We start from the raw sequence: 16,646 nt of genomic DNA, 5'->3' as shown, positions 1-16,646 counted from the left end.
TCCTTCGTGATCTTCAGACAATCCGAAGGATCTGCGATGGCCGCCTCTCGTTGACCTAAAAGACCAGGTCATACACCACTTCGGTGGACGTGACCGGCCGTGCAATGGGAGGAAACACTTCGCATCCGCAAGGCCATAGCACCCGACTATCCGGTCGAGGCTCTGCACAAGCTGATTCGAGCGCTCTGACCAGCGGATAGCTCGAGATCACGCAGGCGAGGGAGGCGTGTTTGAGGGCTCGGCCGCTGGCTTCACCTTGTATTCACCATCTTGAATTTCAATAGCCGAGCAGTCAAATCATGGACACTCTTGAGTTACGCTGAGTAATAGCTTGGCTACATGGGGCATTATTGCGGGGCCCCGAACAGGACCATCGGCGGTAGTTGCGGGCGTTGGCTGGTGAACTACGACCACTGCGCCGACCATCGCCGGGCGCTCTATGCCGCTGGCAGTGATCAGGCTGGCGGCGATGTCGATCATCATGCGTCCATTGATCGTTCCGAAGTGCTGTCGAACGTCCTGACGGACGGCTTAGATGGTGCGCTTAGCGACCTTGTCACTGACTACCTCGGTAACAACGCGACGAAGAAGTTGGGTCACAGACGGCGACGCGCCAGCAACTGCCAAGAGATCGCCGATGCCGCCAAGGCCATACTGGACCTCAAAGACAAGGCCCACGAGCTCACAGGAAAAGGCGTGGCCAGCCTTCTGCCATCAGGCACACCCCGGTTTGCCCGTCAGGTAACAGCCCAGATCGCAAAGAAACTGCCACTTCCGTGGGATGCGAAACTTGAAGCGATAGCCCGTGGCCTACAGGCCTTTGGAATCTTTCTCTGCATGGTTCAACTGCTACCGCCGACCGCCTGCCCATGCCTCGGCATGATCGTGAATGAGATGACCAACGAAGCCATCAAGGACTCGGTGACCGAGTTGATCAGTCAGGGCCGGGATGATCTCCGCGCGGGCGGTATTGTCGCGGCGTAGCGAAGCAGCTTCAACCTGCGTCTCAAAGCACGCTAAGCGGGCACGTCCGACGCTTCCGTGCCATCAAAGAACGGTCATGAGTGCCTGGCCAGGGCCAATAGTTGCCTTGGCCAGGTGAAACACTCCGGGACCGTCACAGACGTCCAGCGCTGTGGCACGCGGTTGTCACTCAGTTAGTAATCAATTGGTCGGAGGCTCAGGCAAGCGGTGAACCTACGTGGCGATCACAAGCGAGATGATGCCAGACAAGGCCTGGATGATTCCGAAGAACAGCGACCAACTGGCCACCTTCAGCTCGGTCGACATCCCGGCGCGCACCGACGTCGCGGAAGTGGGGTTCACGGCCAGCAGTGTGCCGCCCAACGTGGCCGGTATGACCGGCATGGGCATCGGCGTGAACGAGTACGGGACCTTGTGGAGCCGATAGAGCCAGGGGTCCAGCCAACTCGCCGCCCCGAGGTGCCTGATCCAGGCGACCGGCTTCTGCATCTTGTGCTGGTAGCAGCCGAGGACGACCTTGGCGTCGCGGTCACAGGGCCTGTTAGTCGTGCTTCCAACGACGAGGCACTTGGCCTTCATGCGGAAGCCGATCCAGAAGCAGGCGTAGAGGAACAGCGCTCCAGATAGCAGGAGCGCGTAGCCGAGATTCTCCCAGCCGGTGTAGGGGTGCGCGGGGGGCGCAGCTTGAGCCAATAAGTGCACGAGGAACTACGTTACGAGATCCAATCAATTGATCTCATTAAGTGAATGTGCCACATCTTCGGCGTGTCACAAGATCGATGATCTTTGTTAGCTCGGTATCGAGATCAACGATCAACAACAGGCGGCAACGTGGATCTCGCGAATTGGTCGAGTTGGATCTTCTTTACCTGATCAACGCCTTGACCCCCAGGCAACCAGCAGCGCAATTTGACCTCGACGGGGGTATAACTTGGGCATCCGTGGCCGTCGGTCACGATCGTCTGCGATTGTCACCCAGTTAGTCACTCATCCATTTTCTGGATGGACGGGCTTGCGTTCTCGCTGAAACGCCGTCTCTTCTCCTCGGTCTGACCGTCGCTACGTTATCAGCACGCCTGCGACGCCGCCCCCAATGGTTCCGAGGACACCGATCGCTGCGACCACGAGAGGCAGCCAGAATGGAGTCTGCACGCCTCGATCGTGCAGCCGGCGTCAAGTTCATCAGGACGGGCCGCCCCTCCGAGAAGCCAGAGGCCCCGCCGATGGGGTCTCCCCTGTCAGATTTTCGCCCCGGATCTGCCGATCACTTCAGCGGTCGGGGCCTTTTCGTGTTTCGCTCCTGCCTGCGGGCTGGAACCGCCGGCGCCGACGCGAAGGCAAGCCTCCGGCTCGGCCCTTCTGGGCGCGAGCGGCTCGCGCAGCGGGCTGCCTCTCAGCAAGATCGTCTCCAGAAATTTCTCCAGAGCGGCCTGGAGAAGCAGTCAGGCCCGGCCTCCCTGAGCGGAAGACCGGGCCTGACCTGCACTGCTCTTGGTCGGGGTGGCCGGATTTGAACCGACGGCCTCTTCGTCCCGAACGAAGCGCGCTACCAAGCTGCGCCACACCCCGAGCTGCTCAGAAATACTATCCGACGCCCGGGCCCACGCGAAATCGGTATCCCCCCAAACACAAAACCCCAGGTCAGCGCGGTATCAACGTCAGCACCGACGCCTCCGGCCGGCAGCTGAACCGGATCGGCGCGGTCGGGTGGGTGCCCAACCCGGCCGACACATGCAGCCACGAGTCCGACCCGGGCCACCGATGCAGCCCTTTGGCCATCGACCTCGGCAGGTCACAGTTGGTCGTCAGCGCCCCGTAGCCCGGCACACACACCTGCCCACCGTGGGTGTGGCCGGCCAGCAGGAGCTCGAACCCGTCCGCCGCCATCGCATCCAGAACTCGGGAGGCCGGCGAATGCGCCACCCCGAGGTGCAGATCCGCCCCGGCCGAGGCCGGCCCGGCCACCGACGCGTAGTCGTCGCGCTCGACGTGCGGGTCGTCGACCCCGACCAGCTCCAGGGAACGCCCACCCGCCTTGAGCACGGTCCGCGCGTTGTTGAGATCGGCCCATCCCGCCTCCACGAACGCCGCCCGCAGCTCCTCGAACGGCAGGTCGGCCCCTTGGATGTACTCGTTCTCAAACGGCAGCACATATCGCAGCGGATTGCGCCACACCGGCCCCTTGTAGTCGTTTGACCCGAAGACGAACGCCCCGGGCACCGACGACAGGAACGGTTCCAGGGCTCGCAGCACGCCGGGGACGGCGGCCGGGGAGGCCATGTTGTCGCCGGTGACGATGACCAGGTCGGGGTCGGTGCCGTACAGCCCGGCCGCCCAGGCCTGCTTGCGCCGCTGGTCGGGCATCATGTGCAGGTCCGAGATGTGCAGAATGCGCAGCGGCTCGGCGTCCGGCTCGAGAATCGGCACCTCGAAGCGCCGCAGGGTGAAAAGGTTCCGTTCGATCAGCGACGCATAGGCCAACGTGGCGGCGCCGGCCGCGGCGACACCGGCGGTCAGCGTGATAAGGGAGCGCTTACGCATGTCGGCAAGAGTAGTTTCTCCTGCCATGGGAACGCTGAAGGACCGCCTGAACGATGACCTGCGCACCGCGATGAAGGGCCGCGACGAGCTGACCACGTCGACGTTGCGGATGGCGCTGTCCGCCGTGCGCAACGAAGAGGTCGCAGGGAAGCAGGCCCGCGAGCTCTCCGACGACGAGGTCCTCGCCGTGCTGAAGAGGGAGTCGAAGAAGCGTCGCGAGGCGTCGACCGCGTTCGCCGACAACAACCGGCCCGAGCAGGCGGCCCGGGAAAGGGCCGAGGGCGAGGTGATCGAGCAATATCTGCCTCGCCAGCTCTCCGACGATGAGCTCACGGCGCTGGTCACGGCGGCGCTCGGTGAGGGCGGTTTCACCGCCAAGGCCCAGATGGGTCCGGCGATGAAGGCGGCCCAGGCCGCTATCGCGGGCCGGGCCGAGGGTGGAAGGGTTGCGGCTGAGGTGCGGCGCCAGCTTTCCTGATGTACGGGCATCGGCCGATCCAGGCGCACTAGACCGCGTGACGTCCGTAAACCTCTCCACGCCGTCGCAGTCTCGACCGAGATCACCACCCTCCGGGAGCGTTCATGAACTGCCCACACTGTGGTTCGCCCGCCGTCCAGCCAAGCGGCACCTGCTCCACCTGTGGCCGTTCAGCCAACGCGTCCGACGACCCGACGGCCTTCCACTACCCACCCCCGGTCGACCCGTTCGCCACCTCGGCCCCGCTGACCGGCACCGACCCCCTGGCCCCTTACACCCCACCGGCCGAGCCCTACTCCGCCCCAAGCTCTCCGACGTCAGACCAGCCCAGCCCCTACCCGACGTCAGACCAGCCCAGCCCCTACCCGACGTCAGACCAGCCCAGCCCCTACCCCCCGACGTCAGGCCAGCCCGGCCCCTACCCGACGTCAGGCCAGCCGAGCCCCTACCCCGCCTCAGGCCAGCCCAGCCCCTACCCGACGTCAGACCAGGCCAGCCCCTACGCCCCGACGTCAGGCCAGCCCAGTCCCCACCCGCCCTCAGGCCAGCCCTACCCGGCCCAGCCGCAGCCCGGCCAGCCCTACCCAGGCCAGCCGCACCCAGCTCAGCCATACCCGGCGGGCCAGGCCTACCCCGGCGGCCAGCCCTACCCCGGCGGCCAGCCCTACCCGCCCCAGGCCTACGGCCAACCGCCCTACCCCCACGCACCCCAGCAGTCGTCCGGCCAGGGCTTCAGCATCACCGCGTACGTCCTGGCCGCGATCGCCGTCTTTTCGTTCCCGATCGTCTTCGGCGTCGCCGCCATTTTCTTCGCGGCCGCCGCCCGCCGCCGCGGTGAACGAAACGCCCAGCTGGCCATGAGGCTCGCCGTGGCCGGCACTCTGCTCGGCTTCCTCTTCGGCTACGCCGTCAATCGAATGTTCTGAGCCGGTGCCACGAGGCACAGCGCCAGAGCCGGCTGCCCGACCGAGGCCGCGTGAGCTCGGCAGCCCGGCCACGTGTTCAGGATTCGGGCGCGTTCAGAAAAACTGAACACCGGCCGGCGCACGCAAAAAAAGGGGGCGGAACACCGAAGTGTCCCGCCCCTTTCATGTCGCGTCGGCTAGCGTCCTGGCTTTTTGGGACCGCCCCCGTTGCCCGGACCGCCGCCGCCCCCGTTGCCGTTGCCCGGGCCGCCGTTGCCCGGCGGGCTGGCGGGCTTGCCGCCGCCCTTGCTCGGCTCGATGACCACGACGCCGCCCTTTTCGGTGCGGCCGCTCGGGTTGGTGTCGGCGGCTGTGCCGGCCGGGCAGGTGGAGTCGACGGCGCCGCCGACGGTGGCGTCGAAGCCGGCGCCCTCGATCTCGGACTTGGCGGCGTCGATCGACTGGCAGGTCACGTCGGGGATGGAGCGCTGGTCGCCTTCGCTGATCTTCTTGTCGCCGGGGACCTTGAACTGGACCTTCGGCTTGCCCTTCATGTAGTCGCGCAGCGTGTCCATCACCGCGGTGTTGACCATCGGGTGGGACATGTGGTCGGAGTGGTTCTGGTAGTCGGGGTTGACCATGTAGCCGGCGACGACCAGGGACGTCGTGCCGGCGATCAGCGCGGCGGTCTTGTCCTTGTCGGTGGTGCCGGTCTTGCCGAAGACCGGGTGGTCGACCACGCCGTGGACGTTGCTGGCGGTCGAGCCGCTGCAGTGGCCCAGCTGGGCCGAGTCACCGACCGGGCAGCGGGCCGCGTCGAGGGCCGCGCGGGCCACGTCGGTGCTGGTCGCCCGGATGCAGGACGGCTTGCCGATGTCGAGCTTCTCGTTGTCCTGCGTGGTGATCTGCGAGATCGGCGTCGGCGAGCAGTACATGCCGTCACCGGCCAGGGTCGCGTAGGCGTTGGCGATGTCGAGCGGGGTCGACGCCGAGACGCCGAGGGTGAACGCACCCCACTGGCTGGCCGACTGCGTGTTGTTGGCGTACGACGCGTCCTGCGAGGAGCGGAACTGGATGCCGAACCGCTTGGCCACCGCCACCGCGTTCTGCGCGCCGACCTGTTCCTCGAGCGGCACGAAGTAGGTGTTGACCGACTTACCGAAGGCGCCCCACATGTTGTAGACGCCGGCCTCGCTGGCACTCGAGTTCTGCGGGCACCAGAAGTGTGTGCCCGGGCAGGCGGAGGGGCTGCTCGGCTCGACGATGTAGTGCGTCTTGGCCTGGACCGGTGCGTTGATCGTGTGGCTGAGCGGTATGCCGTGTTCGAGGGCGGCCACCATGGTGAACATCTTGAACACCGAACCGGCCTGGTAGCCGTCGATGTCGCCGCCACCGGTGATCAGCGGGTTGGTCGTGTTGGGGTAGGAGCCCCTCTGGTGCTTGCGGGCCTTGGCCGGGTCGGACGACGTCTTGTTCTGCGGATGCGCCGGGTCGTCGAGCTTGTATTTCCGGTTGGTCGCGAGGGCCCGGACCCGGCCCGTGCCGGGTTCGATTCCGGCGATCAGGATCGCGTTCTTGTCGGTGTCCTTGATCTCGTCGGTGACTTCCTTGCGCGCCGAGTCCTGCGCGGTCACGTCGAGCGAGGTCACGATGCGGTAGCCGCCGCTCTTCAAGCGGCGCTCCCGGTCGTACGCGGTGGAGCCGAACTGCGGCTGACTCATCCACCAGCGGTAGAAGAAGTCGCAGAAGAAGCCCCAGTTGTTCTTGGCGACCGAGACGCAGCCGTTGCCGACCGGCGTGACCTTCGTCGGGATCGGCTCCTTGAGCGCCTTGTCGGCCTGGGCCTGGGTGATGGCGCCCATCTGCACCATGCCCGGGATCACGTAGTTGTTGCGGCGGTCCTTGATCTGCTTGTAGCCCACGGGCGTGGTCGGGTCGAAGCCGCTCGGGGCCTTGACCATGCCGGCCAGCATCGCGGCCTGGCCGATCGTGAGGTCCTTGGGCTTCTTGTGGAAGTAGACCTGGCTGGCCGCGAAGATGCCGTACGCCTGGTTACCGAAGGGCGCGATGTTGAGGTAGCGCTCGAGGATCGCGGCCTTGCCGATCTCTTTCTCGATCTGCAGCGCGTACTTCATCTCGGTGATCTTGCGCTTGGGGGTGTCCTCGGTCGAGGCCACGACCTCCTGCGGGTTGGTGGCCGAGTAGGCCAGCGACAACCGGACCAGCTGCATGGTGATCGTGGAGGCGCCCTGCTTCGAGTTGCCGTTGTTGTTGCTGACGAAGGCGCGGGCGACGCCCTTCAGGTCGACACCGTTGTGGTGGTAGAACTCGCGGTCCTCGGCGGCCACGATCGCGCCCTGCATGAACGGCGAGATGTCCTTGAGCGGGACGTCGCTGCGGAACTCGTCGTAGAACTGCGCGATCTGGGTCTTGCCGTCGGACGCGTACAGCCGGGAGATCTGGGGCGAGCTGTAGGCCTTGAGCTCACTGGGCAGCTTGGCGAAGGTCTGTCCGCCGGCCTTGGCGGCCAGACCGGACATCGCCGCGGCGGGGAAAGCAGCCGCGGCGACGACGACGCCGGCTAGTAAACCGCAGATCAACAACGAGCTCGCGTTGGCGAAAATGTTGTGATCACGTCTGCGCATCCAGGAGGTCACCGGAGCAGCGTACGCGAAGCGCGCACGCGACTGCCCGTTGAGAAGGTCAAGCTTCCCCCGGATTGATTGTGCATCTTCCGGACAACGCCGCGTCCGTTTTTCCCGAAGTGCACCGAAGCTGAACCCGAGGCTTTGCGGCCTATGCCCAGAACTCCCGGGCTATACGTATTTGAGGGACAACGTTGCGTAATCGCCCGACTACAGAGCATGATGGTCCGGCGAGCCATCGCACGACGTCTGCGCTGCTTGGGGACAGAACCTGCTTGAAGGTCGTGAGCACGCGGGCGTCAGGGGGAAGCAAGGGGGGACGTAAACAGATGGGGATGATCAGCGACTGGCCCAGCATGGCGGCGTGTCAGAGTGGCGACCCTGACGCGCTCTTCGTGCAGGGCGCCGAGCAGAACGTGGCCAAGAGGATCTGCCGCAGCTGCCCGGTCCGCTACGAGTGCCTCGCCGATGCCCTGGACAACCGGATCGAGTTCGGCGTCTGGGGAGGCATGACGGAGCGGGAGAGGCGGGCTCTGCTGCGCCGCCACCCGCACGTGGCCAGCTGGCGGAAGATGTTCGAGGCCGCGATGAAGGACAAAGGCGCCGACAAGGTGCTCGTCCCGACCCGCTGAGGCGGGGCTCACGCGAGGAGCGCGCCGATCGTCCGCAGCCCGTCGACGTCATGGACGTCGGCGGGCTGCGCCGTGACCGCGACCGACGGCACCTGCGGAAACGCGTCGGTGAGGGTGGCCGCGACGCCGCTCTCGCGCTCGGTCTGCCGGATCAGGGCCGCGTGCACGCGCAGCACGTCAGCGGTCATCGGCTGGTCACCCGCCGCCTCCAGGGCGGCGGCGGCCTCCTCACTCCGCTCGGCGGAGAGCCCGGCGGCGTCCGAGTGGTGCATCCGGTTCAGGACCAGACCGGCGAGCGGCATGCGTTCGGAGACCAGCCTTTCGGCAAAATAGGCCGCTTCCCGTACGGCGTCCCGCTCGGGCGCCGCGACCAGGAGGAAAGCGGTCTGCGGGTCCTGCAGGATCCGGTACGTGTCGTCCGCCCGCTGCCGGAAACCGCCGAACATCGAGTCGAGCGCCGCGACGAAGCCCGACAGGTCGGTCAGCAGCTGGGCGCCGAGCATCTTCTGCACCGCGCGGGAGAACAGACCGAACGACGCGGTGACCAGGCTGAACATGCTCTTGCCGCCGGCCCGGGCGGGCGCCAGCAGCAGCCGGAGCATGCGGCCGTCGAGGAAGCGGGACAGGCGGGCCGGCGCGTCCAGGAAGTCGAGCGCCGAACGGGACGGCGGAGTGTCGACCACGATCAGGTCCCACTCGTCGGTGGCCCGCAGCTGACCCAGCTTCTCCATCGCCATGTATTCCTGCGTGCCCGCGAACGTCGAGCTCATGGCCTGGTAGAAGGGGTTCGCGAAGATCTCGGCCGCGCGCTGCGGCGTGGTGTGCTGCTGCACCACCTCGTCGAAGGTGCGCTTCATGTCGAGCATCATGGCGTGCAGCTCGCCGCCGTTCTCCCCGTCGATGCCCTTGACCTGGCGGGGGGTGTTGTCGAGCTCGCTGAGCCCCATCGACTGGGCCAGCCGGCGGGCCGGGTCGATGGTGAGCACCACCGTGCGCCGCCCGTGCACCTCGGCCGCCCGGACGCCGAGCGCCGCAGCCGTGGTCGTCTTGCCGACGCCGCCCGCACCGCAGCACACCACGATCCGGGTGGCCGGATTTGCGAGCAGACCGTCGACATCGAGGCGTCCCGCGGTCAAATCAGCCACTACTCCAGGGTAATCGGTAGTTGATCGGAGGCTGGCCGACTGTGACGGGTCACGCCCGCATGAGTATCGACGCCATCTCGTCGAGCCCCGCCCGGTCGACCCCGCCGGGCAGCAGCGGCAGCTCGACCACCGGATGTGCGGCGTCGCCCAGCTCGGTGCGCAGCGTCTCCTCCAGCTCGTGCCGGGTCAGGTAGGCCTTGGCCTCGGCGGCCAGCCCGTTCACGGTCGAGGCGTCGCCGGGCAGGCCGGCCTCGGCGAGGCCGCGCCTGAGCTCGGCCTTGGTCACCTTGCCGGCGGTCAGCAGGGCGGGGCGGGCGCTGTTCACGATGATCCGGCCGACCGGGATGTGCAGTGCGGTCAGCTCGCCGATCGCGTCCAGCGTCTCCTGCACCGGCATCTCCTCGAGCAGGGTGACCACGTGCACGGAGGTGATCGGCGAGCGCAGCAGCGACGCCACGCCCTCGCTCTGCGTCTTGATCGGACCCATCTTGGCCAGCCGCGCGGTTTCGGCGGTGACGTTGAGGAAGCGGCCGATGCGGCCGGTCGGCGGCGCGTCGAGCACGACGGCGTCGTAGATCCGCCGGCCGTCGTGGGACCGGGTCGTGGCCTCCTTGACCTTGCCGGTGAGGAGCACGTCGCGCAGCCCGGGCGCGATGGTGGTGGCGAAGTCGATCGCGCCGACCTTGCGCAGCGCCCGGCCGGCGGCGCCGAGCTTGTAGAACATGTCGAGGTACTCGAGCAGGGCCTCTTCGGGGTCGACGGCGAGCGCGCGCACCTCACCGCCGCCCGGCACCTGGGCGATCCGCAGCTCTTTGTAGGGGAGCGGCTGAAGCTCGAACAGCTGGGCGATGCCCTGCCGGCCCTCGACCTCGACCAGCAGCGTGCGCTTGCCGCCCGCGGCCAGACCGAGAGCGAGGGCGGCGGCCACCGTGGTCTTGCCGGTGCCGCCCTTGCCGGTCACCACGTGCAGTCGTGCCGGCCACCTGTTGACGCGCTCACCCATGCCAACAAAGGTACGGCCCGTCCGGCCCTAACCGGCGACCTCACAGACCAGCCAGCCGGTCTTGTGAATCACGGTGAAGCGGAGGTCCTGCTTCGCCGTCTTCTCGTCGCTGGTCGACATGGTGAGCTCGACCGCCACGCTCGCCCGGTCGCCGGTCTGGTCGGAGACGGCCGGGTCGCCCCAGCGGAAGACCGGGTCGGTGTAGCCCTCGGAGTAGGTCCTGATCTGGTCGACCCGGTCGGTGAGCTTCGTCTTGTCGCGTGACTCGCGGCACACGAACTGCTCGGCCGAGCCGGCGTCCTGCTGGGAGTAGACCGCGGTGAGGAAACGGTTGACCGCGGTCGCCGGGTCGGGCGAGCCCGGGTTGTCGGCGTCGCGGAGTAAGAAGTAGGCGGAGACCGCGCCGCCGCCGCAGAGCAGCAGGGTGGCGACGAGGGCGAGCGAGACCCAGAGCGCGCCCCGGCGCCGGCGTCGCGGCGCGGGCCGGGCGGCCGGCGCCGGCCACGGCTGGGGGTGCGGCTGGTCGCCCGACCAGATCGGCTCGGACGGGCCGGAGGTGTCGGCGGGCGCGGTGTGCTGCCAGGCCAGATGCTCGGGCGGCTGGGTCTGCCACTGGCCGGGCGCCTCGTGCCGGGCGTGCCAGGGCGAGGCCGGCGGCTGGTGCCGGCCGGGCTCACCGACCGCGGGGATCACCTGGGTCGGATCGGGCGCGACCACAGGCTGCTCGGCCGTCTCACCGGGGAAGGAGCCCGGCGGCGGGTAGACCTCGGCGGTCTGGTCCGGGGGCGCGTCGATGAAATCGGCGCCGATGAGATCGGCGCCGGTGTGCGGCGGCTCGGGGGGCGGGATCGGTTCGCGCGGCGGGTACGGCGGCGTCGGCTCGGGCTCCGGTGACGGCCCGGGGACAGGCTCCGGATGGCCCGGTTGACCGCCCTGCGGGTGCGTCATGTAGCCCTCCGTGACGGCGTCGGCGAGTCGGTCGGTTGACCCGCTCAGCCTAGGCCAAACCGGGCGGGCGGGGGCCCTAAGCTGGCGCGGTAGCCGACTGATAGAGGGAGTAACCGAGCGATGCAGAAGTGGGAGTACGTGACCGTGCCCCTGCTGGTCCACGCGACCAAGCAGATCCTCGACAACTGGGGCGAGGACGGCTGGGAGCTCGTGCAGGTGGTGCCGGGGCCCAACCCGGAGCAGTTGATCGCTTATATGAAGCGGCCGAAGGCATGACGACGCCGGTTGCGGGCGAGGGGTCCGCGGACGCGTACGAGCGGCTGGCCGAGCTGGGGCTGACCCTGCCGGATGTGGTGCCGCCGCTGGCGGCGTACGTGCCGGCGGTGCAGTCGGGCAACTATGTCTACGTGTCCGGACAGCTTCCGATGGTCGAGGGCAAGCTGGCGCTGACCGGCAAGGTGGGCGCCGAGGTCACCCCGGAGCAGGCCGCCGACCTGGCCCGCACCTGCGCGCTGAACGCTCTCGGCGCGATCGAGTCGCTGGTCGGCATCGGGCGCATCGTCAAGATCGTCAAGGTGACCGGGTTCGTGGCGTCCGCGCCGGGCTTCACCGGGCAGCCGGCCGTGGTCAACGGTGCTTCCAACCTGTTCGGGGACGTGCTCGGCGAGATCGGCCGGCATGCCCGCAGCGCGGTCGGCGTGGCCGAGCTGCCGCTGGGCGCCCCGGTCGAGGTCGAGGTCGTCGCGGAAATCGCCTGAGTGAGACGGGTAAAGCCGCGGGAAAGATAGGAAAGCAGCCGAACAGATAGCTCAGCGTGACCTGAGCGGGGCCTGAGATCGCACATCCGGTCCTCGGCCCGGACCCCATGCGCGACGTACGATTCGCGCATGGGGGGCGCTGGGCTGGACGGACTACCGGGCTGGGTGACGCTGGTGCGTGCGCCGAACCCGGGGCCGATGACGCTGGACGGCACGAATACGTGGGTGCTGCGCGCGCCGGGTGAGGACCACGGCGTCGTGGTCGACCCGGGGCCGCTGGACGAGGGACATCTCGCCCGGATCGCCGAACGCGGACCTTTCCACTTCATTCTCGTCACTCACGGTCACCACGACCATGTCGAAGGTGCGGCCCGGCTGTCCGAGATGCTGGGCGGCACCCACGTTCTGGCCGCCGACCCGGCGCACTGCGTCGGTGCCGAGCCGCTCGACCCGGCCGAGAAGCTGGGCGGGGGCGGCGTGGAGATCCAGGTTCTCGACACACCCGGGCATACCGCCGATTCCGTGTGTTTTCTGGTCGACTGCGGGAACGAGCAGGTGATGCTGACCGGCGACACGATTCTCGGCCGCGGCACGACGGTGGTGGCGAAGCCCGACGGCGACCTGGGTGACTATCTGAGAAGTCTCGACGTGCTCGCCGCGTACGGGAAGGTCTTGACGTTGCCGGGCCATGGCCCGGCCCGGGCCGACGTCGCGGCCGTGGCGGGGGAATATCGGGAGCATCGCCGGGAGCGGTTGGCGCAGGTCGAGGCCGCGATGGCCGCCGGGGCGGACACTCCGGAAAAAGTGGTTGATCTCGTCTATCCCGAGATCGAGCCGCGGCTGCGTTTCGCCGCCGAATGGTCGGCCGCCGCCCAACTGGATTATCTGCGTCACAAAAATCGGGAATCAGGAACACCCGCCGACGGGTTGGATCGGCTGTGACCTGTCCCGTGTGTGGAACCGTCGCCGTGCCCGGCGCCCGCTTCTGCCACAACTGCGGTGCCGCCCTGCCGGCCGCGGCCACGTTGCCGGCGGCCGAGCGACGAATCGTGACCGTGCTCTTCGGTGACCTGTCCGATTTCACCTCCTGGTCGGAGGATCTCGACCCGGAGCGTGTCGGCGCGGTCACCGATCGTGTCTTGGCGGCCCTGGCTGGAGCGGTGAAAACCTTCGGTGGCCACGTCGACAAGCTGACCGGCGACGGCATCATGGCGGTCTTCGGCGCCCCGGTGGCCCATGAGGACGACGCCGAGCGTGCCGTCCGCGCGGCGCTGAGCATGCAGCGCGCCGTCCGCCGGGTGCTCGACGACGAACGCGGCGGTGGCGCCCCGCTCGGCCTGCGCATCGGCGTCAACACCGGCGAGGTGGTGGCCGGCATCCAGGCCGGCATCGAATACACGGTCATCGGCGACACGGTCAACACGGCCGCGCGGTTCGCCGACGCGGCCGCGGTCGGCGCCGTCTACGCCGGCGCGCGCACCAGCGGTGGCACCCGGCATGTGGCCTCGTGGCGCCAGCTGCGCCCGCTGCGACTCAAGGGCAAGCGCGAGCCGGTTCCGGCCTATGAGCTGCTCGGACTGCACGACGCCCCGGGCACCCGGTCGGGGCTGGGCGACGAGGCGCCGTTCGTCGGCCGCGAGACCGAACTCGGCCGGGTCGCCGGGCGGCTCGCCGAGGCGATCGACGCCGGCACCTCCCGGGTCATGGTGATGACCGCGGAGGCCGGCATCGGCAAATCCCGGTTCGCGGGCGAGGTCAAGCGGCTCGCCGCCGGCTACGACGTCGGCAACGGACGGTACGCCAATCACACCGGCGCCCGGGTCCTGCGCGTACGCTGCCGCGCGTTCGGCGAGCGGCGGCGGTTCGCGCCCCTGGCCGACCTGGTGCGCAAGTCGGTCGGCCTGCCCAAGGACGTCGTCTCCACGGTCGGGCGCACGGTGGTCGAGGAGCGGCTGCGCAAGCTGGCCAACCGCCTGTCCCGCGACGGCGAGGCCGTCAACATCGACATCGACCGGCTGCTCGGCCTGCTCGGCTACGGCGACGCCCCGGCCAACCCGGTCGGCCCGGCCGCGGCCGCCGACTGGCAGCCCGCCTCCAACCGGCTCGACGCCGACGCGATCTCCAACGCGGTCGCCGAGCTGCTCAGCGCGCTGGCCGCCGAGGCGCCACTGGTGGTCATCGTCGACGACCTGCACGACGCGACCGCCTCCACGGTGGACGCGCTCGGCCGCACGCTGTCGCGCCTCGAGGGGCCGGTCGTGGTGCTGCTGCTGGGCCGCCCCGAGCTCGTGCGTACGGCCGGGGCGCTGACCCGGCTCGCCGACGCCGAGGTGCACACGCTGCCCCCGCTGCGCGGTTCCGACGCGTCCCGCCTGCTCACCTCCTATCTCAACGGCGGGAAGCTGCCGCAGCAGGACACCGACCGGCTGCTCGCCACCGCTCAGGGCAACCCGTTCTACCTGGCCGAGATGGTCACGCTGCTGATGGAGCGGGGCGCGCTGACCCCGGCCGTCGGCGCGCACGCGGCCGGCAAGTGGCAGCTCGCCGTCGGATCGCTCGGCAGCCAACTGCTCTCCCGCGACCTGGCCGCGGTGCTCGCGGCCCGCATCGACGCGCTCCCGGCCGAACCGCGGTCGGTGCTGCGCGACGCCGCGGTGGTCGGCGACGCCGTGCCGACCGGGGTGATCGAGGCGCTGCGGGAGCGGCGGGCGACCAGCGACGCCCGGCCCGGTGCGGTCGCCGCGGTCGAGCTCGAGCGCGCGGTCGACGAGCTGCTCCAGCGCCGCATGCTGCACCGGATGCGGGGCGGCTTCGCGTTCACGACGCCGCTGATGCGCGAGGCGGCGTACGCGGGAGTGGGCAAGGCCGATCTGGCCGACCGGCACGCCTACCTGGCGACCTGGGCCGCGCCGGAGACGGTCGACCGGCTGGGCTACGACGGCGCCAACCGGCTGAGCCTGACCGAGAACGAGCGGGACAACTTCGTCGCCACGCATGCCGAGTGCGCGGTCGAGCTGGCCGACGCCGTACGCCTGCGGCCGGAAGCGGCGGTCCGCGATGTGGCACCGCTGGGGGTTGCCGCGCTGGGTCGTCTGGCCCGGCGCGCGCTGGCCAACATCGAGCCGGCCGCCTCGATCGAATATGCCGAGCGGGCGTCGGTGCTGGCCAAGGACGCGCTGCCGCTGGCCGACCAGCTCGTGCACGCGCGCGCCCTGCTGCGCCTGGGGCGCACCGAGGAGGCGCTGTCCTACGGGGAGAAGATCTCGCAGCACGCCGACGGCGAACCGGTGGCCAAGGCCGAGGCGCTGCTGGTGATCGGCCGGGCCCACGAGGCGCACGGCGACTCGGGTCAGGCGATCACCGCCTGGCAGGAGGCGCTCGAGGTGGCGACCGAGGCCGAGCTGCTGCCGGAGCGGGCCAACGCGATGCGCCGGCTGGGCATGGCCGACTTCCTGGCCGGGCGGCTGAGCCAGGCGAGCAGCCGGTTCGCCGCGGCATATCAGGTGACGCTGGCCGCCGGCGACCGGCACGGCCAGGCCTGGGCGCTGCAAAACCTCGCCTGGGTGACCACGACCCGGGGCGACTTCGCCGGCACCGACGCGGTGCTCGGGCGGGCGGCCCGGCTCTTCGCCGAGCTGGGCGACCCGGTCGGGCGGTCCTGGCTGCGCGGCACGACGGCGTTCGCCCGCCTGCTGGCCGGGCGGCTCGCCGAGTCGCGCCGGCTGGCCCGGGTCTTCCTGCCGTTCGGCGACCGGGTCGGCGAGGCGTGGGCGGTCGGCACGCTGCGCGCAGTCGAGGCGTACGCGGCGGCCGAGCTGGGCGAACTGGCCGAGGCCGACAGCGAGGCCCGGCGGGCCTACCGCGACTTCAACGCGGTCGGCGACGACTGGGGGCGCGGGTTCGCGCTGGTCGTGCGGGGGACGATCGCGCGCGGGCTGGGCGAGCTCGACCACGCGTACGACCTGCTCACCGACGCGCTGGGCTACGCCGACCGCACCGGGCACCCCCTTCTGCTCGGCATGGCAGGCACGATGCGCGGCTTCGTGGCCCTGCAGCGGGGTGACTTCACGGGCGCCGAGGCCGACGCCCGCCGGGTGATGACCTCGGTCGAGCCGCACAACCCGCTGGCCCCGGCCCAGGTCGGGCCCCGGGTGCTGCTGGCCGACGCGCGGCTGCGGGCCGGTGACGCGACGACCGCGATCGGGCTGCTCGCGCCGATCGCCAGCGACACGGCGCCCTCGCTGCTGTTCTCGCGGCGGCAGGTGCTCGCGTCGTACGCGGCGGCCCTGCTCGCCGACGGCCGGATCGAGTCGGCGCTGACCTGGATCCGCCGGGCTCGCGAGGTGCCGGCCGAGGACGTGCGCAGTGAGGTGCTGGCCGAGATGGTGCACGCCCGGGTGCTGGCCGCGGCCGAGATGTGCGAGCAGGCCGGGGCGGCGGCCGAGGAGGCGGTGCGGCTGGCCTACGCGACCGAGCAGGTGAGCGAGCGGGCCGGGGCCGAGGAACTGCGCGACACCCTGGCGATGGCCGCGATCGACCCTGGTCCGGCGGAAACTGTCGCCTACGCGTCTGACCTGCCGGGATGATCTCCGGCCGTCCTGGCGTAT

At 69.4% G+C, this 16,646-nt stretch carries 14 protein-coding genes and 1 tRNA gene; 8 read left to right on the top strand and 7 right to left on the bottom strand.

Annotated features, from left to right (window positions below; genetic code table 11):
• Positions 1-399 precede the first annotated feature (399 nt).
• Positions 400-984, top strand: a complete 585-nt coding sequence (locus AB0M88_RS04635) for a hypothetical protein (protein ID WP_364095293.1) — start codon at positions 400-402, stop codon at positions 982-984.
• Between the two features lie 213 nt (positions 985-1,197).
• Here the strand turns inward: AB0M88_RS04635 and AB0M88_RS04630 are convergent, their stop codons facing one another.
• The 3 genes from AB0M88_RS04630 to AB0M88_RS04620 form a co-directional block, all read right to left on the bottom strand.
• A complete protein-coding gene (locus AB0M88_RS04630; protein ID WP_364095291.1) occupies positions 1,198-1,686 on the bottom strand; it encodes a hypothetical protein in 489 nt (162 codons plus the stop codon).
• Between the two features lie 790 nt (positions 1,687-2,476).
• Positions 2,477-2,553: transfer RNA gene (locus AB0M88_RS04625), tRNA-Pro, on the bottom strand.
• A 72-nt stretch (positions 2,554-2,625) separates the two neighbouring features.
• Entirely contained in the window at positions 2,626-3,525 is a 900-nt protein-coding gene (locus AB0M88_RS04620) for a metallophosphoesterase (protein ID WP_364095288.1), read from the bottom strand.
• A gap of 25 nt (positions 3,526-3,550) precedes the next feature.
• Here AB0M88_RS04620 and AB0M88_RS04615 point away from each other — a divergent pair, with 25 nt between their 5' ends.
• Together AB0M88_RS04615 and AB0M88_RS04610 are read left to right on the top strand one after the other, a co-directional pair.
• Entirely contained in the window at positions 3,551-4,003 is a 453-nt protein-coding gene (locus AB0M88_RS04615) for a GatB/YqeY domain-containing protein (protein ID WP_364095286.1), read from the top strand.
• Positions 4,004-4,107: 104 nt separating this feature from the next.
• On the top strand, positions 4,108-4,929 hold the full coding sequence (locus AB0M88_RS04610) for a hypothetical protein (RefSeq protein ID WP_364095283.1): 822 nt from the start codon (positions 4,108-4,110) through the stop codon (positions 4,927-4,929).
• Between the two features lie 176 nt (positions 4,930-5,105).
• Here the strand turns inward: AB0M88_RS04610 and AB0M88_RS04605 are convergent, their stop codons facing one another.
• Entirely contained in the window at positions 5,106-7,553 is a 2,448-nt protein-coding gene (locus AB0M88_RS04605) for a transglycosylase domain-containing protein (RefSeq protein ID WP_364095335.1), read from the bottom strand.
• 329 nt (positions 7,554-7,882) lie between these two features.
• Between AB0M88_RS04605 and AB0M88_RS04600 the strand changes: the two genes are divergently transcribed.
• Complete coding sequence (locus tag AB0M88_RS04600) at positions 7,883-8,185, top strand: WhiB family transcriptional regulator (RefSeq protein ID WP_097317528.1); 303 nt, start codon at positions 7,883-7,885, stop codon at positions 8,183-8,185.
• Positions 8,186-8,193: 8 nt separating this feature from the next.
• Here the strand turns inward: AB0M88_RS04600 and AB0M88_RS04595 are convergent, their stop codons facing one another.
• The 3 genes from AB0M88_RS04595 to AB0M88_RS04585 are packed head-to-tail and all read right to left on the bottom strand — an operon-like array spanning position 8,194 to position 11,281.
• Entirely contained in the window at positions 8,194-9,321 is a 1,128-nt protein-coding gene (locus AB0M88_RS04595; RefSeq protein ID WP_364095333.1) for an ArsA family ATPase, read from the bottom strand.
• A 58-nt stretch (positions 9,322-9,379) separates the two neighbouring features.
• The gene (locus AB0M88_RS04590; protein ID WP_364095280.1) at positions 9,380-10,333 is read right to left on the bottom strand and encodes an ArsA-related P-loop ATPase; all 954 of its coding nucleotides are present in this window, start codon (positions 10,331-10,333) and stop codon (positions 9,380-9,382) included.
• A 27-nt stretch (positions 10,334-10,360) separates the two neighbouring features.
• A complete protein-coding gene (locus tag AB0M88_RS04585) occupies positions 10,361-11,281 on the bottom strand; it encodes a hypothetical protein (protein ID WP_364095277.1) in 921 nt (306 codons plus the stop codon).
• Between the two features lie 120 nt (positions 11,282-11,401).
• Here AB0M88_RS04585 and AB0M88_RS04580 point away from each other — a divergent pair, with 120 nt between their 5' ends.
• The 4 genes from AB0M88_RS04580 to AB0M88_RS04565 all read left to right on the top strand — a co-directional run bounded on the left by AB0M88_RS04580 (position 11,402) and on the right by AB0M88_RS04565 (position 16,625).
• Positions 11,402-11,557, top strand: a complete 156-nt coding sequence (locus AB0M88_RS04580; protein ID WP_364095274.1) for a DUF4177 domain-containing protein — start codon at positions 11,402-11,404, stop codon at positions 11,555-11,557.
• The gene (locus AB0M88_RS04575) at positions 11,554-12,039 is read left to right on the top strand and encodes a RidA family protein (protein ID WP_364095271.1); all 486 of its coding nucleotides are present in this window, start codon (positions 11,554-11,556) and stop codon (positions 12,037-12,039) included. The genes AB0M88_RS04580 and AB0M88_RS04575 overlap by 4 nt, the downstream gene beginning before the upstream one ends.
• A 129-nt stretch (positions 12,040-12,168) precedes the next feature.
• Entirely contained in the window at positions 12,169-12,981 is an 813-nt protein-coding gene (locus AB0M88_RS04570; protein WP_364095269.1) for an MBL fold metallo-hydrolase, read from the top strand.
• The gene (locus tag AB0M88_RS04565; protein ID WP_364095267.1) at positions 12,978-16,625 is read left to right on the top strand and encodes an adenylate/guanylate cyclase domain-containing protein; all 3,648 of its coding nucleotides are present in this window, start codon (positions 12,978-12,980) and stop codon (positions 16,623-16,625) included. Before AB0M88_RS04570 ends, AB0M88_RS04565 begins: the two co-directional genes overlap by 4 nt.
• The last annotated feature ends 21 nt before the right edge of the window (positions 16,626-16,646 follow it).

The sequence above is a fragment of the Actinoplanes sp. NPDC051411 genome (assembly GCF_040682075.1).
GTDB lineage: Bacteria > Actinomycetota > Actinomycetes > Mycobacteriales > Micromonosporaceae > Actinoplanes.
The sequence above is the reverse complement of the archived record's forward strand: the minus strand, read 5'-3'. Positions and strand labels throughout refer to the sequence as shown.